Consider the following 22098-nt stretch of genomic DNA (forward strand, 5'->3'; position numbering starts at 1 on the left):
CGGCCTACGTATGGAAAGCGGTTTACAGCGCCAGCAGACGCTCGACGGACGGCGCGAAGTAGTAGCCGCCGGTCACCGGTTTGGTGAAGCGCAGCATGGCGTCGCGCTTGCCGTCGGTATCGCCGAACATGCTCAGCAGCTGCTGTTCAATGTTATGCAGGCGCGCGCAGTAGGCGCAGAAGTAGAGGCCGTGCGTGCCGCTTGCGGTACCGTACGGCAGGCTCTGGCGGACAATCTTCAGCCCTTTGCCGTCTTCTTTGAGGTCAACGCGGCTCAGGTGCGAGGTGACCGGACGGTCATCGCCGTCGATCTCTTCGTTAGCTTCTTTGGTGCGGCCAATCATCATCTCCTGGTCATGCACGCTCATGCGGTTAAGCTGCTTGAGGTTATGCTCCCAGCGCTGCACGAACACGTAGCTTCCGCCCGCGTCCACGCCGTCTTTGATTACCGCGACTTCACGACGCGTCTCTTCACCCGCCGGGTTTTCGGTTCCGTCGACGAAGCCGCTCAGATCGCGCTCTTCTACCCAGCGGAAACCGTGAACTTCTTCCTGCACCTCGATGCTGTCGCCAAAGGCCGCCACCGCCGCCTGGGCAACGGAGAAGTTCACGTCGTGACGCAGAGAAAGGATGTGGATCAGCACGTCGTACTGGGTCGCAGGTGCAAGGCCTTTGCCGTAAGGAATGAAGTCCTTCAGCTCTTCTGCCCCTTCACCGCCGCTCAGATGACGCCAGACGTTATTGCCAAACGCAACAACGGCGCCGAGGTGGGCTTCCGGGAATTTGGCCTGGAAGGTCGCCAGTTTATCAATAAACGCTTTGCTGGCCGCACGCAGGGCATCCACGTCCCCTTTGACATTGGCTTCAATCCAAATCGCCGCGCGGCAATGTTCTGGCAAAATGCCACTCTGAACCTGAGACATCGCTCCTCCTGAAATAAAGATGCCACGTCAGCGTGGCATTGATGGCGGGTATTATACCCGGATTTCAGCGAGGCGGTTTGTTCAGACGCAAATTACTGCTTCCAGAGTATTTTGGTCACCTTCCAGCTCTTCAGGGTGTCGTCAGACGGCATCAACCCTTCCGGGCCGCTCCAGGTGCCGGTAAAAACATAGCTGATGTGCTGGCTGCCTTCCGCCTTACACTCCACCGCCACTTCATCGTCGGATGGCACGCTGGTGCAGTTGCCAAAGGCCTGCTTATAAAGATCGCTAAACGGCGTTCCGACCTTCACGCCGCTGGCGGTCGGAATATCTTCATCCATCACCGCGATCCGGTTTACCGTGCCTTTGTCACCGTTGATCACCAGCGCCAGCTTGTCGCCCTTCAGCGCCTCGTAATAGCGAACAATATTGCCATTCTCTGTTTTCATGCCGCTGCGCAGGCGGTAGTCACTGCTGAGCGCATCCTGAATAGCATTCTGATCCAGCGCCGTCGCGGCGGTAATTTTACCCACGCCCTGCTCGGTCACTTCCGTTGATGAGCCAAACCAGTTCCACGGATACGCGGCAGACCAGTTAATGGAGGAGAGCGTCGAACAGCCGGTCAATGCCAGCGGAAGAGCGCATAAGAGTAAACGCAGCGATTTCATTGAAACGTCCTTACGTGTTAAATCAACGCTTGTTGGAGTGCGACATCGGCAAAAAGTGCCGGATTAATCATCCTGAGGCACAAAACAGGCGCGAAGGCGCGGGTTGGTCACTAGCCACATCAGCGCCACGATATCGGCAACCACCAGCGCAACGCCGATGCCCGTCAGCGGTTCACCGTACCACCAGAGTACCGGCTGCCAGAAGAGCAGCGCAATTTGGGCAAGGATCAGCAGCCCGCGAAGCGCGCGCCACAAGCGCGGGATTACGTCCCGCCGACCGCTGCACAAGAAAGCCACCACCGCCGGTATGCCCGGCAGCAAGCCGAGCCAGAAGGCATCGTGATCGGGATAAAAGAGATTTAGCAGCGTGTCGCCCTGCCCGCGCGATGCGGCGGCCATTACAAACAGCACCCAGGTGCGGGCCTGAAGCAGCAGAACGCACCAGAATAAAAAGGGCAGCCTGACGCGCCCCTGAGCGTCATAGTCTGCCGGATGGATCTCAGTACTCTTCATCTTCGATGAGACGCTTTCCTAAATTCAGCACGTCAGCGTGTACATAGCCCAGGCGTTCATACATGCCCAGCACCACGTCGTTATCTTCCCGCACCATGATCTGGATTTTCGGACAGCCGCGGGCGATCAGCTTCTTCTCGAGCCGGTTGAGCAGCGCATTGGCAATACCGCGACCACGGTATTCCGGATGGACGCCCAGATAATAGGCCGAGCCGCGATGGCCGTCATAACCGCCCATCACCGTCCCCACAACCTCGCCATTGACTTCCGCAACCAGAAACAGACTGACGTCGTGATTCACCTTACGTTCGATATCCATTTCCGGATCGTTCCACGGACGCAGCAGATCGCAGCGCTCCCAAAGGGTGATCACCTCTTCGAAATCTTCCTGGCGAAAAACGCGTATCTCCATGGTATTAACCGCCTTTTCGGGTTTAAAAACAGTGATTATGGCGCGAACCACGCCTTTAGCCAATAACCGGGGAAAATCTCGCCAAAATTTGGCATAATGTCACTTTGTCACGTATTGAAATGAAAAGTAAAACAATTCTCAATAAGGACTGTCGTAACGCTAAACGCGATACGATATAACACCAGGACCCCTTTTTTTAGTATTCAGGCCGCATGAGCACATTCAAACCATTAAAAGCACTCACATCGCGTCGTCAGGTTCTCAAAGCGGGGCTGGCGGCCTTAACGTTAACGGGCATCGCAAAGCAGGCTCAGGCAAAAGACGAGAGCACGCTTAAAACCAGTAACGGACACAGCAAACCGAAAACCAAAAAGCCGGGCGCAAAGCGCCTGGTGATGCTCGACCCGGGCCACGGCGGTATTGATACCGGCGCCATCGGCAAAAACGGGTCGAAAGAAAAACACGTCGTGCTGGCGATTGCAAAAAATGTGCGGGCGATTCTACGCAGCAACGGCATTGACGCGCGTCTGACGCGCTCTGGCGACACCTTTATTCCGCTGTACGATCGCGTAGAGATCGCCCACCAGCACGGGGCGGATCTGTTTATGTCGATTCACGCGGACGGCTTTACCAACCCGTCTGCCGCCGGTGCCTCGGTGTTTGCGCTGTCCAACCGCGGCGCCAGTAGCGCCATGGCAAAATACCTCTCCGACCGCGAAAACCGGGCGGATGAAGTCGCCGGGAAAAAAGCCACCGACAAAGACCACCTGCTACAGCAGGTGCTGTTCGACCTCGTGCAGACGGATACGATCAAAAACAGCCTGACGCTCGGCTCGCACATCCTGAAGAAGATTAAGCCAGTGCATCGCCTGCACAGCAGGAGCACCGAACAGGCGGCGTTTGTGGTGTTGAAATCACCGTCTATCCCGTCCGTGCTGGTGGAAACCTCGTTCATTACCAACCCGGAAGAGGAGCGACTCCTCGGCACTACGGCGTTTCGTCAGAAGATCGCCAACGCCATCGCCTCCGGCATTATCAGTTACTTCAACTGGTTTGATAACCAAAAAGCGCACTCCAGGAAACGCTGATGAAACCCAATGCTCAACTGGTCAAAACCTTCCTGCTGCAGTTACAGGATGAGATTTGCCAGAAACTGGCCGCCGCTGACGGCGGAGAATTTCAGGAAGACAACTGGCAGCGCGAAGCCGGCGGCGGCGGGCGTAGCCGGGTGCTGCGTAACGGCGGCATCTTCGAACAGGCGGGCGTGAATTTTTCCCACGTTCATGGCGACGCGATGCCCGCGTCTGCGACGGCACATCGTCCCGAGCTTGCGGGCCGCAGCTTCGAAGCGATGGGCGTTTCGCTGGTGGTGCATCCGCACAATCCGTTTGTGCCGACCAGCCATGCCAACGTGCGCTTTTTCATTGCGGAAAAAGCGGGGGCCGATCCGGTCTGGTGGTTTGGCGGCGGTTTCGACATGACGCCCTACTACGGCTTCGAAGAGGATGCCGTGCACTGGCACACCACCGCGCGGGATCTTTGCCTGCCGTTTGGCGAAGACATTTACCCGAAATTTAAAAAGTGGTGCGATGACTACTTTTACCTGAAGCACCGCGACGAGCAGCGCGGCATCGGCGGGCTGTTCTTTGACGATCTCAACACGCCTGATTTTGATACCGCATTCAGCTTTATGCGCGCGGTGGGCGAAGGCTATACCGACGCGTACCTGCCCATCGTCGAACGCCGTAAAGACACCAGCTATGGCGTGCGCGAGCGCGAGTTCCAGCTCTACCGTCGCGGGCGCTACGTGGAGTTCAACCTGGTATGGGATCGCGGGACGCTGTTTGGCCTGCAGACCGGCGGGCGCACGGAGTCGATTCTGATGTCGATGCCGCCGCTGGTGCGCTGGGAGTACTGCTACGAGCCAAAAGAAGGCAGCCCGGAGGCTGCCTTGAGTGAGTTCCTTAAAGTACGCGACTGGGTTTAACTGCCGGATGGCGCTGCGCTTATCCGGCCTGCTCAACCCGTAGGTCGGGTAAGCGAACGCGCTACCCGACTCACAAGGCTTACAGCGGCTGCGTCTGCGCCTCAACCACCGCCAGCGCCACCATATTCACGATACGGCGCACGGAGGCAATCGGCGTTAACACATGCACCGGTTTCGCCACGCCCATCAGCACCGGTCCTACGGTCACCCCTTCAGAGCTGGAGACGCGCAGCAGGTTATAGCTGATACGCGCCGCTTCCACATTCGGCATAATCAGGATGTTTGCCGATCCCTTCAGCGGGCTGTCCGGCATACGTTCGTTACGGATGCTCTCCACCAGCGCCGCATCGCCGTGCATTTCCCCGTCAATCATCAGCTCCGGCGCGCGCTCGCGCACCAGCGCCAGCGTCTCACGCATTTTGCAGGCCGCCGCTGATTTGGACGAACCGAAGTTAGAGTGCGACAGCAGCGCCACCTTCGGCTCGATACCGAAGCGGCGCACGGTCTCGGCGGCCATCACGGTGATCTCCGCCAGCTCGTCCGGGCTCGGATCGTCGTTAACATAGGTATCAGCGATAAAGGTGTTCCCGCTCGGCAGCAGCAGGGCGTTCATCGCCCCGGCGGTATGGACGCCGTCGCGATAGCCGAAGATCTCCTGCACCACGCTAAAGTGCTCGTGGTAGTCGCCGATGGTGCCGCAGATCAGCGCATCCGCCTCGCCGCGATGGACCATGATCGCGCCGATCACCGTCGTGTTGCTGATGACGGCTTTCTGCGCCTGCTCCTGGGTGATCCCCCGGCGCTTCATGATCGCGTAGTATTCGCTCCAGTACTCTTTGAAGCGCGGATCGGATTCGTTGTTGACGATCTCGAAGTCGACGCCCGGCTTAATCTGCAGGCCCAGCTTCTGGATACGCATTTCAATCACGCTCGGACGACCAATCAGGATTGGTTTCGCCAGGCCTAAGGTGATCAGCTCCTGGGTGGCGTGCAGCACGCGCGCCTCTTCCCCTTCCGCCAGCACCACGCGCTTCGCGTCGGCGCGCGCCTGAGAGAAGATCGGCTTCATGAACAGGTTGGTTTTATAGACAAACTCGGTGAGCTTATCGACGTAAGCGTCGAAGTCTTCAATCGGACGCGTCGCCACGCCGGAATCCATCGCCGCTTTTGCCACCGCAGGGGCAATTTTGACAATCAGACGCGGGTCGAACGGTTTTGGAATGATGTAGTCCGGACCAAAGCTCAGATCCTGATCGCCATAGGCTGAGGCAACCACTTCACTCTGCTCGGCGTGGGCCAGCTCCGCAATGGCGTGCACCGCGGCCAGCTTCATCTCTTCGTTGATCGCCGTCGCGCCGACGTCCAGCGCGCCGCGGAAGATGAACGGGAAGCAGAGCACGTTGTTCACCTGGTTCGGGTAGTCGGAACGCCCGGTGCAGATAATGGCGTCTTCACGCACCGCTTTCGCCAGCGGCGGCAGAATTTCCGGCTCAGGGTTCGCCAGGGCCAGGATCATCGGCGCGCGCGCCATCTTCTTCACCATCTCCTGGGTCAGCACTTTCGGACCCGAGCAGCCGAGGAAGATATCCGCGCCGTCAATCACGTCCTCAAGCGTGCGCTTGCCGTCGTCTTCTACCGCATACGCCGCTTTGGTTTCCGCCATGTTCGGCTCGCGATCTTTGTAAATCACGCCCTTGGAGTCGCAGACCACAATGTTGTGTTTCTGCATCCCCAGCGCCACCAGAAGGTTCATACAGGCAATCGCCGCCGCACCTGCGCCGGACACCACCATGCGAACGTCGGAGAGATTTTTCTCTACCACGCGCAGGCCGTTGAGAATGGCGGCGGTGCTGATAATGGCCGTTCCGTGCTGGTCGTCATGGAACACGGGAATGTTCATACGCTCGCGCAGCTTCTGCTCGATATAGAAACATTCCGGCGCTTTGATGTCTTCCAGGTTGATCCCGCCGAAGGTCGGCTCCAGCGCGGCCACCACGTTGATGAATTTGTCAGGATCGAGCTCGTCCACCTCGATATCAAACACGTCGATACCGGCGAATTTCTTGAACAGCACCCCCTTTCCTTCCATCACCGGCTTACCGGCCAGAGCGCCGATGTTACCGAGCCCCAGTACCGCCGTGCCGTTAGAGATCACGGCAACAAGGTTGCCGCGCGCGGTGTATTTATAGGCCGCCAGCGGATCTTTTTCGATCTCCAGACACGGGGCCGCCACGCCCGGCGAGTAGGCCAGCGCCAGATCGCGCTGTGTCGCCAGCGGCTTGGTTGGGGAGACCTGAATTTTGCCCGGGACAGGGAACTCGTGAAAATCGAGGGCACTCTGTTTCAACTGCTCATCCATCTTATTTTTCCTTTCACGTATCGGTCAAAAGGGTGACGAAAACGATCCGGTTGCACACCCTGGTGTGCCGCCTAGTATCGCCTCAGGCCGCCTCCTAAACTTTGAAGGCTGCCAAACTCTCACCATCACACATTAAAAATTGTTATCAATTTATAACAGCCATGTTACCCGTCTCAAAAGCAATGCCTCCCCCGTCTGCTATGCTTTTTTGTTAAGTCCATCATGATTTTCTCAGAAGTGTGAACTAACGCACTCAGCTAACGCTTTTATTTCCAAGGAGTAATCATTTATGAACCAGCTAGACGGCATCAAACAATTCACCACGGTGGTCGCAGACAGCGGCGATATCGAGTCGATTCGCCACTATCAGCCGGAGGATGCGACCACCAACCCTTCGCTACTGCTCAAGGCAGCCGGGCTTACCCATTTTAGTCATCTGATTGATGACGCCATTGCCTACGGAAAACAGCGCGGGAAGACGCAGGAGCAGCAGGTCGCCGAAGCCAGCGACAAGCTGGCAGTTAATTTTGGTGCGGAAATTCTTAAAAGCATTCCGGGGCGCGTCTCGACTGAAGTTGACGCCCGCCTCTCGTTCGATAAAGAAAAGAGCATCAACAAGGCTCGCCGCCTGGTGGAACTCTACCAGGAGCAGGGGATCGATAAATCACGCATTCTGATCAAGCTGGCGTCGACCTGGGAAGGCATCCGCGCCGCAGAGGTACTGGAAAAAGAGGGAATTCACTGCAACCTGACGCTGCTGTTCTCCTTTGCCCAGGCGCGCGCCTGTGCCGAAGCGGGCGTGTTCCTGGTGTCACCGTTTGTTGGCCGCATCTACGACTGGTACCAGGCGAAACAGCCGATGGATCCGTACGTGGTGGATGAGGACCCGGGCGTGAAATCGGTGCGCAATATCTACGACTACTACAAACAGCATCGGTACGAAACCATCGTGATGGGGGCCAGCTTCCGCCGTACCGAGCAGATCCTCGCCCTGGCGGGCTGCGACCGCCTGACCATCTCCCCTAACCTGCTCCAGGAGCTACAGGACAAAGAAGAGACGGTCATCCGCAAGCTGATCCCCACCTCTACCGTTCTGCCAAAACCGAAAACCATGACCGAAGCCGAATTCCGCTGGGAGCACAATCAGGACGCCATGGCCGTGGAAAAACTGGCGGAAGGTATCCGCCTGTTCGCCGTCGACCAGCGCAAACTCGAAGATCTTCTCGCTGCCAAACTTTAACCTTGCCACGGAGTGAACTATGTCCCGTAAAGAGCTCGCCAATGCCATCCGCGCCCTCAGCATGGATGCCGTGCAGAAAGCCAATTCTGGCCATCCCGGCGCACCGATGGGCATGGCCGATATTGCCGAAGTGCTGTGGAACGACTTCCTGAAGCACAACCCTAACGATCCCACCTGGTACGACCGTGACCGCTTTATTCTCTCCAACGGCCACGCCTCGATGCTGCTCTACAGCCTGCTGCACCTGTCCGGTTACGATCTGCCGCTTGAGGAGCTGAAAAACTTCCGCCAGCTGCACTCTAAAACCCCGGGGCACCCGGAGATCGGCTATACGCCGGGCGTGGAGACCACCACCGGGCCGCTCGGTCAGGGGCTGGCCAATGCGGTCGGGCTGGCGATTGCCGAGCGTACGCTGGCGGCACAGTTCAACCAGCCGGACCACGAGATTGTCGATCACTACACCTACGTGTTTATGGGTGACGGCTGCCTGATGGAGGGGATTTCCCATGAGGTCTGCTCCCTGGCGGGCACCCTGGGGCTCGGCAAGCTGATTGGCTTCTACGATCACAACGGCATCTCCATCGACGGGGAAACCGAGGGCTGGTTCACCGACGACACGGCAAAACGCTTCGAGGCCTATCACTGGCACGTGGTGCACGAGATCGACGGCCACGATCCTGAGGCGGTGAAAAAAGCGATTCAGGAAGCGCAGAGCGTGAAGGACAAACCGTCCCTGATTATCTGCCGCACGGTTATCGGCTTCGGCTCGCCGAACAAGGCGGGCAAAGAAGAGGCGCACGGCGCGGCGCTGGGTGACGAAGAAGTGGCGCTGACCCGGCAGAAGCTGGGCTGGAAATACCCGCCGTTTGAAATCCCGAAAGAGATCTACCGGGCGTGGGATGCCCGTGAAGACGGTGAGAAAGCCCAGCAGGCCTGGAACGAGAAATTCGCCGCCTACAAAAAAGCGTACCCGGAACTGGCCGCCGAGTTTTCCCGGCGCATGAGCGGCGGTCTGCCGGAGGACTGGGACGATAAAACCCAGGCGCTGATTGAAAACCTGCAGTCCAACCCGGCAAAAATCGCCACCCGTAAGGCGTCGCAAAACACCCTGAATGCGATTGGCCCTCTCCTTCCTGAGCTGCTGGGCGGCTCAGCGGACCTGGCACCGAGTAACCTGACCATCTGGTCGGGCTCGAAATCGCTGAAGGAGGATATTGCCGGGAACTATATCCACTACGGCGTGCGCGAGTTCGGGATGACCGCGATCGCCAACGGCATCGCCCACCACGGCGGCTTCGTGCCCTACACCGCCACCTTCCTGATGTTCGTCGAGTACGCCCGTAACGCGGCACGCATGGCAGCGCTGATGAAGGCGCGGCAGATTATGGTCTATACCCACGACTCCATCGGTCTGGGAGAAGACGGCCCCACCCACCAGGCGGTTGAACAGCTGGCGAGCCTGCGTTTAACACCCAACTTCAGCACCTGGCGTCCCTGCGATCAGGTCGAAGCGGCGGTGGGCTGGAAGCTGGCGGTAGAACGCCATAACGGCCCGACGGCGCTGATCCTGTCACGCCAGAACCTGACGCAGATTGAGCGCACGCCGGAGCAGGTGAAAAACATTGCCCGCGGCGGCTATATCCTGAAAGACAGCGGCGGCAAGCCGGACGTGATCCTGATTGCGACCGGTTCCGAGGTGGAAATCACGGTAAAAGCGGCGGAAAAACTGACCGCCGAAGGCCACGCGGTGCGGGTCGTCTCCCTGCCTTCCACGGATATCTTTGACGCCCAGGACGAGGCGTACCGGGAATCGGTGCTGCCCTCTAACGTCGCGGCGCGCGTGGCGGTGGAGGCCGGTATTGCCGACTACTGGTACAAGTATGTCGGGCTCAAAGGAGCGATTGTTGGGATGCGGGGCTACGGTGAGTCCGCCCCTGCCGACAAGCTGTTCCCGTACTTTGGCTTTACCGTTGAGAACGTGGTAGAGAAGGCGCTGAGCGTGATTTAGTGCGGTCTGCGTTGCCGGGTGGCGCTGTCGCTTACCCGGCCTACAAAACCACCAAACCGTAGGCCGGGTAAGCGACAGCGCCACCCGGCAAAAAACTACCGCGTGATCCACAGCGTGGGCCAGGCGTCTGGCCCATTCCAGTTATCACAGCTGGGTTCCTCGGCATAGCGCACCAGGCGGAAACGCTGGCCGTCAAACCGCCAGCGCGTCTGGATCCCACAATCCCCCATACCGCGCCCCAGCGAGAGCGTGGTCAGCTCGCGCGTCTTTTCATCAAAGCTGGCGTTCATCAACTCGATTTCGCTGCTGTCGCTTGACGGCGTAAACGGCAGACGCAGCCTCACGCTGCGGGCAGAGAACGGTTTTTTACGTGACACCAGCCACGCCAGATCGACCGTGTTATAGGCCCCCGCCTCGCAGCTGACGATCAGCAGCGCTTTGTCATCGGTTAACGCGGTGACGCGCACTTCGCGACGGTTAGGATCCAGCGAACACTGGCTGCTGTTCATCCTGCCGGTACCATAATCCAGCAGATCGTTCAGTTCGGCATGGGAAAGCGGTGTTGGGGTAGGATTAACGATCGCCACCTTTTTCAGGGCAGGTGCGGGCGGCACGCTTAACGGCGGATCGTCACCTTTCTTGATCCACGCGGTTTCGCTGCCAACGCGCTTTTGCTGGGCATCAATGAACAGCAGCGCGGCTTTCAGACCGGCCAGTGAAATCACCTGCTTACCGCCTCGCAGAGTCAGGGCTTTTCCTTCCTGGATGTTTTTCAGAAAGGCGGTGATGGTGGCCGCATCGTCCGTTTTCAGATGCCAGGGGGTGAGCTGCCAGCGCTGTTTGTCGAGCTTCAGGGGAACATTATCCAGCAGCAGCCGCGGGGCAATATCCGGCTCTTTCACGGAAGGCGTATCAAGACCGCCGAGATCGATACGCAGCGTGGCATCCGTTTTCGCCCCGGCGCTCCGGGTGAGCGTCATGACCAGACCGCGGTGTTCGCCCGTGTTGCGGGCAAGGCAAAAGTTCTGGTTATTGCAGGTCACCTGCCAGTCAGAGAAGGCTTGCTGCGCGGGTGCAGCCCGCACCTGCGGCGCGAGGAGCACACAAAACAGGGAAAATAAAAAGACGCTGTAGCGCATGAATGACACAATCCCGGAACGAAAACGCATAACAGGGCAGTATCTTCGTGTTCCCGCCGGGGTTGCTCAATCGGATTTATCAGATATACCTGAAAAACAGGCTATATCCGTTCGAAAGGGGTGTTCATCAGCCCGGTTGTCTGTAAATACTGCAGCAATATCACCGCTTTACCATCCCTGATTTCGCCTGAACGCACCATCTCCAGCGCTCGGGCAAAAGGAAGCTCCAGCACGTCGATATCTTCATCCTCTACGCCACCGCCCCGGTGCGTGCGCTGTGCGTCGCTGTATTCAGCAATGAAGAAATGGACAATTTCCGTCACGCCGCCCGGGGACATGTACAGCTCGAAGACCTTTTTGACCTCGCCCACTTCAAAGCCGGTCTCTTCGACGGCCTCTTTGCGGATGCAGACTTCCGGCTCATCGTCATCGAGCAGGCCCGCGCAGGTTTCAATCAGACGTCCGTCAGGATTGCCATTGACCCATGTTGCCACCCTGAACTGACGGATCAGCACCACGCTCTGCTTTTCACGGTTATAGAGCAGGATGGTTGCTCCGTTACCACGGTCATAGACCTCGCGCTTGTGGCGGATCACTTCACCGTTGTTACGTGTAAGATCATAGGTGATGTTACGCAGGACAAAGTAGTTTTCAGAGAGAATTTTGTCTTTGATAACGTCAATTTTCAGGGTCATACGGGCTCCACGGCACAATGAGTCGTCCTATACTACGCCGTGAATCCCGCTTTGTCGTCCGCCGGATTAATGATGTTGTGGTACATCCACTCCCAGCCAGTCGAGTATCCCCTGCGCGGCATGACGCCCTTCCGCCATCGCGGTGACGACCAGATCCGCGCCGCGTACCGCATCGCCCCCGGCGAAGATCTGCGGGTTGGTTGTCTGATAACGGTAGCGGCTCTCGACCGAGGCCACGATCCGCCCCCAGTCGTCCGTTTCAACCCCCTGCGCCTGCAGCCACGGCATCGCGTGCGGATTAAAGCCAAACGCCATGATGACTGCATCCGCGGCCATCACAAACTCGCTGCCCGCCACCGGAACGGGCCGACGACGCCCCTGCGCATCCGGCTCACCGAGCGCGGTACGCAGCATCCGGATACCGTTGACCTTACCGTTCGGATCCAGCGTCAGCTCAACCGGCTGGACGTTAAACTCAAATGACGCCCCCTCTTCTCTGGCGTTCTGCACCTCTTTCTTCGAGCCCGGCATGTTGGCCTCATCCCGACGATAGGCGCAGGTGACCGTCGCCGCGCCGTGACGTAACGCCGTGCGGACGCAGTCCATCGCGGTATCGCCTCCACCCAGCACCACCACGTTCAGGCCACGGGTGTCGATGAACGACTCGCTGGCCGTCGCCTCCAGCCCCATAACATGCCGCGTGTTGCCCACCAGGAAAGGCAGCGCGTCGTAGACCCCTGGCGCATCCTCGTTCGGGATACCCGCTTTCATCGAACGATAGGTACCCACGCCAATAAACAGGGCGTCGTAATCGCTCTTGAGCTGCGACATCGACACGTCCTGGCCCACCTCGCAGTTCAGCTCGAAGCGGATCCCCATCGCGGTAAAGATCTCTCTGCGCCGGGCGAGCAGCGATTTATCGAGCTTAAATGCCGGGATGCCAAAGGTCAGCAAACCGCCGATCTCCGGATGCAGGTCATAGACCGTCACGCTCACGCCGCGGCGCGCCAGCACGTCGGCGCACGCCAGCCCGGCGGGCCCCGCGCCGACAATCGCGACACGTTTACCTGACGGCGTGACGGCGGACATATCCGGCCGCCAGCCCATCGCCAGCGCCCGATCGGAGATGTAGCGCTCGATGTTGCCGATCGTCACGGCCCCCGCCGCGTCACGAAGCGTGCAGGCTCCCTCGCATAGCCGGTCCTGCGGGCAGACGCGACCGGTAATTTCAGGTAAACAGTTGGTCTGATGAGAAAGCTCGACCGCGCCGGTGATATCCCCCGCGTTGAGGCGCTCAATCCACTGCGGGATGTGGTTGTGCAGCGGGCAGGTCCATTCGCAAATGCTGTGCTCTCCGCACTTCAGGCAGCGCGACACCTCGCGGGCGGCCTGTTCGGCCCGGAACGGCAGGTAAATTTCGTTAAAATGGCCCACGCGCTCTGCGCCAGCCAGCTTGTCGGGCTCGCCGCGGGGCGGGGTCGTTTGCATCTGCTGCAGTTTGGTACGCGGCGCGTCCACGCTGACGGCCTCGGCACCATGCCAGGGCTGCGCCTCCAGGCAGGCCGTGCGCTGTCGGCGCGATTTCGCCAGGTTTTCCAGCGCGGCAGGCGTCGCCAGGGAGAGGACATCCGCCGGGCAATTTTCGATACAGGCCGGGCCGTGTGGACGCGTCAGACAGAGATCGCATTTATTCGCCGAGGCCTTCACGCTGCCATTGTCGAGCGGAGTGACGATAATCTCCATCGTGCCAAACGGGCAGGCCACCGCGCAGGCCTTACAGCCGATGCATTTTTGTTGATTCACCTGTACGCTGTCATCGCATTTGCTGATGGCGCCGTTCGGGCAGCTTTGCGCGCAGGGTGCATTTTCGCAATGATGACAGGTCACGGGGTGGCTCTTCTCGCCGGATCTCAGGACCGTGATACGGGGATGAAAATGGCGCTCGCTCAGGGCATGCTGCTCACCGTTGTGCGCCATCACGCAGGCGACTTCGCAGGCGCGACACCCAATGCACTGCTGGCTGTTAGCCATAATAAAACGATTCATAACCACACCTGTTTTTGGTTCAATAACCTTTCTCTTTATAAGAGTATGGTATTTACGCATCACGGTGCGTTCGGGCAATGTTCAAATGCCTGAAGCGCCCAATTATTTCCAATGAACCTGTGGCAGATCAATTTTATTCAGAGAGCCGTTCTGTGACCGTTAAACGACCCGTTTCCGGAAGCCTTGCCTGGGCTTTCTTTTCGATCATTGCCCTATCCGTACTCAGCAGCACCGTCGCGTTGCTGACGCTGGCCAGCAGCCAGCGCGATGCCGAAGCCATCAACATCGCTGGCTCACTGCGCATGCAGAGCTATCGTCTGGGCTACGAGATGCAGCGAAACAGCCCTTCCCTTGCGGCACATCGCGAGAGCTGGCAACAGACGCTCGGCGCGCCTGCCCTGCAGAAGCTGGATCGCTGGTACGTCCCGGACAATGTGAAAGCACGCTATCAGCAGCTGCATGTGGCCTGGCAGGAGATGGATGCGCATATCGCCCGCGGCGACAGCGCGTGGTATCAACGCAATATTGAGGATTTTGTGGGCCGCATTGATGCCTTTGTGCTCGCCCTCCAGCACTACACCGAACATAAAATTCAAACGGTCACCCTGCTCTCGCTGGCTGGCGCACTCGGGATCCTGCTGCTGACGCTGTTTACCCTGCGACGCATCCGTCGTCAGGTGGTGCTGCCGCTGAATAACCTGGTGGCGGCCAGCGAACGCATTGAGTGCGGCGAATTTGCCACTCCTGCGCCGGATAGCGCCCTGCCGAACGAGCTGGGCCAGCTTTCGCGCGCCTTTAACCACATGTCGGCCGAGCTCGATACGCTCTACCGTTCGCTCGAGGCCTCGGTTGCGGAAAAGACGCGGCACCTGCACGAAGCCCACCAGCAGCTCGACATGCTGTTCAAGTGCTCGCAGGCGCTCAATACCGGCCAGATAGACAGCCACTGTTTCCGGCATATCCTGCAGATTGTCCATGACTATACGCAGATGAATTATCTGGAACTGCGCACCAGCGACGACTGGCGGCTATGCGAAGGGACGGAGGCTGAGGGTATCCCTCTGCAAAACCTGCCGGTACTGATGCAGGACACGCTCTATGGCGAGCTGCGCTGGCAAAGCGAGGCGGACAGCGTCCCCCTTCCGCTGATGAGAAGCGTGGCGACCATGCTCGGGCGCGGGCTGTACTTTAACCAGGCGCAAAAGCATTACCAGCAGCTGCTGCTGATGGAAGAGCGCGCCACCATTGCCCGCGAGCTGCACGATTAGCTGGCGCAGGTGCTGTCGTATCTGCGCATTCAGCTTGCGCTGCTCAAACGCGCCGTGCCGGAAGAAAATACCCAAGCGCAGGCCATTATCACCGACTTCTCCCGCGAGCTGAACAACGCCTGGCAGCAGCTTCGCGAGCTGCTGACTACCTTCCGCCTGACGTTGAACCACGCGAATTTACCCGCGGCGCTGCAGGAGTCACTCGATGCCCTGCAGAGCCAGACGCAGGCGAAACTGCATCTCGACTGCCGCCTCTCCTCGCTGGCGCTCGACGCGCAAAAGCAGGTGCACCTGTTACAGATCGTGCGTGAGGCGGTGTTGAACGCCATTAAGCACGCGCAGGCCAGCGAGATCACCGTGAGCTGCGTGACCGCAGCGGACGGTACGCACAGCGTCAGCATTCGCGACAACGGCATCGGGATTGGCGAGGCCAGCGAGCCGCCGGGACATTACGGTCTGAACATTATGCGCGAACGCGCGCAGCGGCTTGGAGGAGTGCTGCACTTCTCGCAGCCGCGAAACGGCGGCACGCTGGTCAGCGTGACGTTTCCGGCGCCCACGCCGTTAACGGGTAAATAACGGTAAAGAGGGAAGCGCAGGGAAAAGCGCATGATAATTTACACTATCTCCTTTATTTCTCCACGTTTGACCTGGGCCTTACCGCTAAAGTTATGCGGGCAATAAACAATAATGACGTGCAGCAAAACGAGGTCACACTTTCATGGCGAATTTTTTCATCGATCGCCCCATTTTTGCCTGGGTGCTTGCCATCCTGTTGTGTCTGACAGGTGTCCTGGCGATTACGTCACTTCCCGTTGAGCAATACCCCGACCTGGCACCGCCGAACGTGCGCGTCACCGCAAACTACCCCGGCGCGTCCGCACAGACGCTGGAAAATACCGTGACGCAGGTTATCGAGCAGAACATGACGGGTCTGGATAACCTGATGTACATGTCCTCACAAAGCAGCGCCACGGGACAGGCGACGGTGACCCTGAGCTTTAAGGCGGGCACCGACCCGGACGAAGCGGTGCAGCAGGTCCAAAACCAGCTGCAGTCGGCCATGCGCAAGCTGCCCCAGGCGGTGCAGAACCAGGGCGTGACCGTGCGCAAAACCGGCGATACCAACATATTGACCATCGCGTTTGTCTCGACAGATGGCTCGATGGATAAACAGGACATCGCGGACTACGTCGCCAGCAATATTCAGGATCCCATCAGCCGGATCAACGGCGTCGGGGATATCGACGCCTATGGCTCACAGTACTCCATGCGTATCTGGCTCGATCCCAACAAGCTGAACAGCTACCAGATGACGGCGACCGACGTGACGGATGCTATCAAAGCCCAGAACGCCCAGATTGCCGTGGGGCAACTGGGGGGAACGCCTTCCGTTGATAAGCAAGCCCTGAACGCCACCATTAATTCACAATCCCTGCTGCAGACGCCGGACCAGTTCCGCAATATCACCCTGCGCGTGAATCAGGACGGGTCGGAAGTTCGTCTGGGCGATGTCGCCACGGTGGAAATGGGGGCGGAGAAATACGACTACCTGAGCCGCTTTAACGGCAAGCAGGCCTCCGGTCTGGGGATTAAGCTGGCCTCCGGCGCGAACGAAATGGCGACGGCAAAACTGGTGTTAGACCGTCTGGACGAGCTGTCGCAGTATTTCCCGCACGGGCTGGAGTACAAAGTCGCCTATGAAACCACCTCCTTCGTAAAAGCCTCCATTGAGGACGTGGTGAAGACTCTGCTCGAAGCCATCGCGCTGGTGTTCCTGGTCATGTACCTGTTCCTGCAAAACTTCCGCGCGACGCTGATCCCCACCATTGCCGTCCCCGTCGTGCTGCTGGGGACCTTTGCGGTGCTCTACGCCTTCGGGTACAGCATTAATACCCTGACGATGTTTGCGATGGTGCTGGCGATCGGCCTTCTGGTGGATGATGCCATCGTGGTGGTTGAAAACGTCGAGCGCATCATGAGCGAAGAAGGGCTCTCTCCGCGCCAGGCGACGCGCAAGTCCATGGGGCAAATTCAGGGGGCGCTGGTCGGGATTGCGATGGTGCTGTCGGCCGTCTTTATCCCGATGGCCTTCTTTGGCGGCACCACCGGGGCGATTTATCGCCAGTTCTCGATCACCATCGTCTCGGCGATGGTGCTCTCCGTGCTGGTCGCGCTGATCCTCACCCCCGCGCTGTGCGCCACCATTCTGAAACCGCTGCACAAAGGGGAGCATCACGGGCAGAAAGGGTTCTTCGGCTGGTTTAACCGGATGTTCAACCGCAACGCCGCGCGCTATGAATCTGCCGTGGGTCGCGTACTGCACCGCAGCCTGCGCTGGATGATGATTTACGTTGTGCTGCTGGGCGGCATGGTCTGGCTGTTCCTGCACCTGCCCACCTCGTTCCTGCCGATGGAAGACCGCGGGATGTTCACCACCTCGGTGCAGCTTCCGAGCGGCGCAACGCAGCAGCAGACGCTAAAAGTGGTGCAGAAAGTGGAGCAGTACTTCTTCACCAAAGAGAAAGATAACGTTGTCTCGGTCTTCTCCACCGTCGGCTCCGGCCCGGGCGGAAACGGGCAGAACGTTGCCCGCATGTTTGTCCGCCTGAAGGACTGGGACGAACGCGATACCCGGACGGGCACCTCGTTTGCCATCATTGAACGTGCGACAAAAGCCTTTGCGCACATCAAAGAGGCGCGCGTCTTTGCCAGCAGCCCGCCGGCGATAAGCGGCCTGGGCAGTTCAGCCGGGTTCGATATGGAGCTGCAGGATCACGCCGGGGCGGGCCACACGGCGCTGATGGCCGCACGCGATAAGCTGTTAGCGCTGGCAGGCAACGATCCCGGCCTGACCCGCGTTCGCCATAACGGCCTCGACGACAGCCCGCAGCTTCAGGTGGATATCGATCAGCGTAAGGCGCAGGCGCTGGGTGTGTCGATCAACGATATCAACGACACCCTGCAAACGGCGTGGGGGTCGAGCTATGTGAATGACTTTATGGATCGCGGCCGCGTGAAAAAAGTGTATGTCCAGTCCGCCGCGCCGTTCCGCATGCTGCCGGATGATATTAACCGCTGGTTTGTCAGAAATAATGCTGGCGGCATGGTGCCGTTCTCCGCCTTTGCCAGTTCGCACTGGGAGAGCGGATCGCCACGCCTGGAACGCTATAACGGCTATTCTGCGGTTGAAATCGTCGGGGAAGCCGCGCCGGGCGTCAGCACCGGTACCGCCATGGACACCATGGAAAAACTGGTGCAACAGCTGCCCGCCGGTTTTGGTCTCGAGTGGACGGCCATGTCTTACCAGGAGCGTCTCTCAGGGGCGCAGGCCCCCGCCCTTTACGCGCTCTCGCTGCTGGTGGTCTTCCTCTGCCTTGCCGCCCTGTATGAGAGCTGGTCGGTCCCGTTCTCGGTCATGCTGGTCGTGCCCCTTGGGGTTATCGGTGCGCTGCTCGCAACGTGGATGCGCGGCCTGGAGAACGATGTCTACTTCCAGGTGGGCCTGCTCACCGTCATTGGGCTGTCGGCGAAAAACGCCATTCTGATCGTTGAGTTTGCTAACGAGATGAATGCCAAAGGCCACGAGCTGATGGCCGCCACGCTGCACGCCTGCCGTCAGCGCCTGCGTCCGATCCTGATGACCTCGCTGGCGTTTATTTTTGGTGTACTGCCGATGGCGACCAGCACCGGTGCAGGTTCCAGCAGCCAGCATGCCGTCGGCACGGGGGTGATGGGCGGCATGATTTCGGCCACCATCCTGGCCATTTACTTCGTTCCGCTGTTCTTTGTGCTGGTGCGTCGCCGCTTCCCGCTAAAGGAACGTCCTGAGTAAGTGGTTGAAATAAAAAAAGGCGGCTTTATCGGCCGCCTTTTTACTGTGTGATTAATTCACACTATGGTTATTTTACTTATTTTAGTGCTCTTGCAATTCTTACTGAATGTCATTTACGAAGCATGCCTTCGATAAAATCTTTCCAGTTCCCCAGTTCACGTTCAATCATAACAACCTCTCTTATTATTATGCGCATTCTACAAAAACGTACCATCATTGTGAAGACTATTTAACCAATTGCTGTGATTGTACCCTACGTCCTGCGGGGATTTATGATAAATATGAACGGAGAGCCCTCAATTTTTTGTGACGGCCAGCAATATTTTGAAATAACCCTACGAACGGGTGAGTTTTATTTTATTGGCTGAGTTTATTGGATTTTTAAAGTTAATGGACATCTATGCTTAAATGATGAAAGAATATTCAGCGTACAGTTGTGAGTCGATTTAAGAAGACGTATTAATCCAGACAATTCCTGAATGTGTTATATTCCACTTAAGGATATATCTTCGAATTTACTGAACATTTAATTATCAGAACATCAAAAGGATTCACCATGGTTGTGATGTACGGCATTAAAAATTGCGACACCATCAAAAAAGCCCGCCGCTGGCTGGACGCTAACAGCGTGGAGTACCGCTTCCACGATTACCGTGCCGACGGGCTCGATGCAGAATTTCTGCATAGCGCTATTCGCGAACTGGGTTGGGAAGCCCTGCTGAACACCCGCGGCACCACCTGGCGTAAACTGGACGACTCTCTGCGCGCCAGCATCACCGATGCCGACAGCGCGGCAAAACTGATGCTCGAGATGCCGGCAATTATCAAACGCCCATTGCTCTGCGCGCCAGGGCAGCCTATGCTGCTGGGTTTCAGTGAAACCCTTTATTCCGACTTTTTTCGTTGAGGTGTAGTTTATGTCATGCCCGGTCATTGAGCTGACTCAGCAGCTTATTCGCCGTCCTTCCCTTAGCCCGGACGACGCAGGTTGTCAGGCTCTTATGATTGAACGCCTGCGTGCCATCGGTTTTACCGTTGAACGCATGGATTTTGGCGATACCCAGAACTTCTGGGCGTGGCGCGGACAGGGCGAAACGCTGGCCTTCGCCGGGCATACTGACGTCGTTCCCGCCGGTGACGCGGATCGCTGGATTAACCCGCCGTTTGAGCCGACCATTCGCGATGGCATGCTGTTTGGTCGCGGCGCGGCAGACATGAAAGGCTCTCTGGCGGCGATGGTCGTGGCGGCAGAGCGCTTTGTGGCGCAGCATCCGAATCACAAAAACCGCCTCGCGTTTTTGATCACCTCCGACGAAGAAGCCAGCGCGCACAACGGCACCGTGAAGGTCGTCGAAGCGCTGATGGCCCGCAACGAGCGCCTCGACTACTGCCTGGTCGGTGAGCCGTCCAGTACCGAAGTGGTGGGTGACGTCGTCAAAAACGGACGCCGTGGCTCGCTGACCTGTAACCTGACCATTCACGGCGTTCAGGGCCACGTTGCGTATCCGCATCTCGCCGATAACCCGGTTCACCGCGCCGCGCCAATGCTGAGCGAGCTGGTGGCTATTGAGTGGGATAAGGGCAACGAGTTCTTCCCGCCGACCAGCATGCAGATAGCAAACGTCAAGGCCGGTACCGGCAGCAATAACGTGATCCCGGGGGATTACTTCGTCCAGTTCAACTTCCGCTTCAGCACGGAACTGACCGATGAGATGATCAAGGCGCGCGTTATCGCCCTGCTGGAAAAATATCAGCTGCGCTACACCGTGGAGTGGTGGCTTTCCGGCCAGCCGTTCCTGACGCAGCGTGGCAAACTGGTGGATGCGGTGGTGAACGCCATCGAGCACTATAATGAAATTAAGCCACAGCTGCTGACAACGGGTGGTACCTCAGACGGACGCTTTATCGCCCGTATGGGTGCTCAGGTTGTCGAACTGGGGCCAGTGAACGCAACCATTCATAAAATAAATGAGTGTGTCAATGCGGCAGATTTACAACTGCTGGCCCGTATGTATCAACGTATTATGGAGCAAATCGTCGCCTGACGAACGCTCTGAGAGGAATAGCGAATGGATTGGCTTTCAAAGTACTGGTGGGTTCTGGTGTTGGTTTTTCTGGTCGGCGTATTGCTGAACGTGATTAAAGACCTTAAGCGCGTGGACCATAAAAAATTTCTCGCCAACAAGCCGGATCTTCCCCCGCACCGTGATTTCAACGACAAGTGGGACGATGACGACGACTGGCCGAAGAAGGATCAGAAGAAGTAATCGATCCGATTCCCCCTCTCCATGGGAGAGGGGGAAGAATCACATAAACTCAACAATATCATCGTCATCCGGCTTACCGCCGCTGAGCGCTTCATCAAAGTAGTGCTTCGGTACGGTATAGCGCAGATGGTCAAGCGCAAACTGCATGCTGCGGTCGTCAATGGCGTGGCCCAGATCGTCAACGATATCCAGCGTCACATCCCCACCCTCACGAATCAGCGCTTCCTGGGCAGCAACCGCATGCGAGAGCTCAATCACCCGGTCTTCACCACCGTGGATTAAGTGGATCGTAGTCTTCGTGGTTGCGCTTGTCGGTAACGTCGCAAAACGGCCGTTAAACGCGATCACCCGTGAAACCAGACCCGGCTGTGCCTTTACGCTTTCCAGCGACATGATTGACCCCTGCGAGAAGCCAATCAGCGCGGTCGCATCGGCTCCTACGCCGCTCTGCTGCTGCCAGTAGCGGATGACGTCGATAAAGGTCGGCATGATGGCGTCGATACGCGCCTGACGGTTCTCTTCCGTCACGCCCTGAACCGAGAACCACTGGCGCCCGTTCGGGCCGCATGGCTCTACGCCGCCGATGCTGACAATCAGCGCTTCCGGGAAAACGGGCGCAAACCAGCTGCCAATCTGCCCCATATTGACGGCATTATCGCCAACCCCATGAAACAGAAGCAGTAACTGTTTAGCCGGTTTGTCAGGGCTTTGAACAACAAAATGGTCATGTTTCATGGTG

Annotated in this window: 18 protein-coding genes and 1 pseudogene; 9 read left to right on the forward strand and 10 right to left on the reverse strand. The window is 58.2% G+C overall.

All coding sequences use genetic code 11. The annotated features are described in order from the left end of the window. Positions 1-22: 22 nt before the first annotated feature. The 4 genes from ACEPLT_RS16265 to ACEPLT_RS16280 form a co-directional block, all read right to left on the reverse strand. On the reverse strand, positions 23-922 hold the full coding sequence (locus ACEPLT_RS16265) for a Dyp-type peroxidase (protein WP_232929047.1): 900 nt from the start codon (positions 920-922) through the stop codon (positions 23-25). A gap of 92 nt (positions 923-1014) precedes the next feature. Further along, positions 1015-1590 carry an RpoE-regulated lipoprotein gene (locus tag ACEPLT_RS16270; RefSeq protein WP_232929045.1) on the reverse strand — a complete coding sequence of 192 codons (576 nt, stop codon included), beginning with the start codon at positions 1588-1590 and terminating at the stop codon, positions 1015-1017. Positions 1591-1653: 63 nt separating this feature from the next. Next, complete coding sequence (locus ACEPLT_RS16275; RefSeq protein WP_032675294.1) at positions 1654-2103, reverse strand: DUF2919 domain-containing protein; 450 nt, start codon at positions 2101-2103, stop codon at positions 1654-1656. After that, a complete protein-coding gene (locus ACEPLT_RS16280; protein WP_008501614.1) occupies positions 2090-2515 on the reverse strand; it encodes a GNAT family acetyltransferase in 426 nt (141 codons plus the stop codon). The genes ACEPLT_RS16275 and ACEPLT_RS16280 overlap by 14 nt, the downstream gene beginning before the upstream one ends. A gap of 212 nt (positions 2516-2727) precedes the next feature. Between ACEPLT_RS16280 and amiA the strand changes: the two genes are divergently transcribed. Continuing rightward, entirely contained in the window at positions 2728-3603 is an 876-nt protein-coding gene (amiA, locus tag ACEPLT_RS16285; protein WP_008501615.1) for an N-acetylmuramoyl-L-alanine amidase AmiA, read from the forward strand. Next, positions 3603-4502 (forward strand): oxygen-dependent coproporphyrinogen oxidase, encoded by a 900-nt coding sequence (hemF, locus tag ACEPLT_RS16290; RefSeq protein ID WP_023344644.1) that lies wholly within the window; start codon positions 3603-3605, stop codon positions 4500-4502. The genes amiA and hemF overlap by 1 nt, the downstream gene beginning before the upstream one ends. A 79-nt stretch (positions 4503-4581) precedes the next feature. Here hemF and maeB read toward each other — a convergent pair whose 3' ends face one another. Further along, positions 4582-6861, reverse strand: a complete 2280-nt coding sequence (gene maeB / locus ACEPLT_RS16295) for an NADP-dependent oxaloacetate-decarboxylating malate dehydrogenase (RefSeq protein WP_008501617.1) — start codon at positions 6859-6861, stop codon at positions 4582-4584. A 289-nt stretch (positions 6862-7150) separates the two neighbouring features. Here maeB and tal point away from each other — a divergent pair, with 289 nt between their 5' ends. Next, the gene (gene tal, locus ACEPLT_RS16300; RefSeq protein WP_025912780.1) at positions 7151-8101 is read left to right on the forward strand and encodes a transaldolase; all 951 of its coding nucleotides are present in this window, start codon (positions 7151-7153) and stop codon (positions 8099-8101) included. A 19-nt stretch (positions 8102-8120) separates the two neighbouring features. Continuing rightward, positions 8121-10109, forward strand: coding sequence for a transketolase (gene tkt, locus ACEPLT_RS16305; protein ID WP_008501619.1), 1989 nt, complete (start codon positions 8121-8123; stop codon positions 10107-10109). A 95-nt stretch (positions 10110-10204) separates the two neighbouring features. Here the strand turns inward: tkt and ACEPLT_RS16310 are convergent, their stop codons facing one another. The 3 genes from ACEPLT_RS16310 to aegA form a co-directional block, all read right to left on the reverse strand. Continuing rightward, on the reverse strand, positions 10205-11248 hold the full coding sequence (locus ACEPLT_RS16310; RefSeq protein WP_008501620.1) for a DUF1176 domain-containing protein: 1044 nt from the start codon (positions 11246-11248) through the stop codon (positions 10205-10207). Positions 11249-11349: 101 nt separating this feature from the next. Next, on the reverse strand, positions 11350-11943 hold the full coding sequence (nudK, locus tag ACEPLT_RS16315; protein WP_025912781.1) for a GDP-mannose pyrophosphatase NudK: 594 nt from the start codon (positions 11941-11943) through the stop codon (positions 11350-11352). A gap of 66 nt (positions 11944-12009) precedes the next feature. Then, on the reverse strand, positions 12010-13989 hold the full coding sequence (aegA, locus tag ACEPLT_RS16320) for a formate-dependent uric acid utilization protein AegA (RefSeq protein WP_032675296.1): 1980 nt from the start codon (positions 13987-13989) through the stop codon (positions 12010-12012). 152 nt (positions 13990-14141) lie between these two features. Here aegA and narQ point away from each other — a divergent pair. Next, positions 14142-15836: pseudogene (gene narQ / locus ACEPLT_RS16325) on the forward strand (nitrate/nitrite two-component system sensor histidine kinase NarQ). A 142-nt stretch (positions 15837-15978) separates the two neighbouring features. Continuing rightward, positions 15979-19092 carry a multidrug efflux RND transporter permease AcrD gene (gene acrD, locus ACEPLT_RS16330; RefSeq protein WP_032675297.1) on the forward strand — a complete coding sequence of 1038 codons (3114 nt, stop codon included), beginning with the start codon at positions 15979-15981 and terminating at the stop codon, positions 19090-19092. Positions 19093-19201: 109 nt separating this feature from the next. Here acrD and ypfM read toward each other — a convergent pair whose 3' ends face one another. Next, the gene (gene ypfM, locus ACEPLT_RS16335; RefSeq protein WP_015572204.1) at positions 19202-19261 is read right to left on the reverse strand and encodes a protein YpfM; all 60 of its coding nucleotides are present in this window, start codon (positions 19259-19261) and stop codon (positions 19202-19204) included. Positions 19262-19648: 387 nt separating this feature from the next. Between ypfM and ACEPLT_RS16340 the strand changes: the two genes are divergently transcribed. The 3 genes from ACEPLT_RS16340 to ACEPLT_RS16350 are packed head-to-tail and all read left to right on the forward strand — an operon-like array spanning position 19649 to position 21359. Continuing rightward, the gene (locus tag ACEPLT_RS16340) at positions 19649-19999 is read left to right on the forward strand and encodes an ArsC family reductase (protein ID WP_008501625.1); all 351 of its coding nucleotides are present in this window, start codon (positions 19649-19651) and stop codon (positions 19997-19999) included. Between the two features lie 10 nt (positions 20000-20009). Next, positions 20010-21137 carry a succinyl-diaminopimelate desuccinylase gene (gene dapE / locus ACEPLT_RS16345; protein ID WP_023294260.1) on the forward strand — a complete coding sequence of 376 codons (1128 nt, stop codon included), beginning with the start codon at positions 20010-20012 and terminating at the stop codon, positions 21135-21137. Positions 21138-21161: 24 nt separating this feature from the next. Continuing rightward, entirely contained in the window at positions 21162-21359 is a 198-nt protein-coding gene (locus ACEPLT_RS16350) for a YpfN family protein (RefSeq protein ID WP_008501627.1), read from the forward strand. A gap of 39 nt (positions 21360-21398) precedes the next feature. Here the strand turns inward: ACEPLT_RS16350 and ypfH are convergent, their stop codons facing one another. After that, positions 21399-22094 carry an esterase gene (ypfH, locus tag ACEPLT_RS16355; RefSeq protein WP_232929039.1) on the reverse strand — a complete coding sequence of 232 codons (696 nt, stop codon included), beginning with the start codon at positions 22092-22094 and terminating at the stop codon, positions 21399-21401. Positions 22095-22098 lie beyond the last annotated feature (4 nt).

The sequence above is a fragment of the Enterobacter sp. fkY84-1 genome (assembly GCF_052974705.1).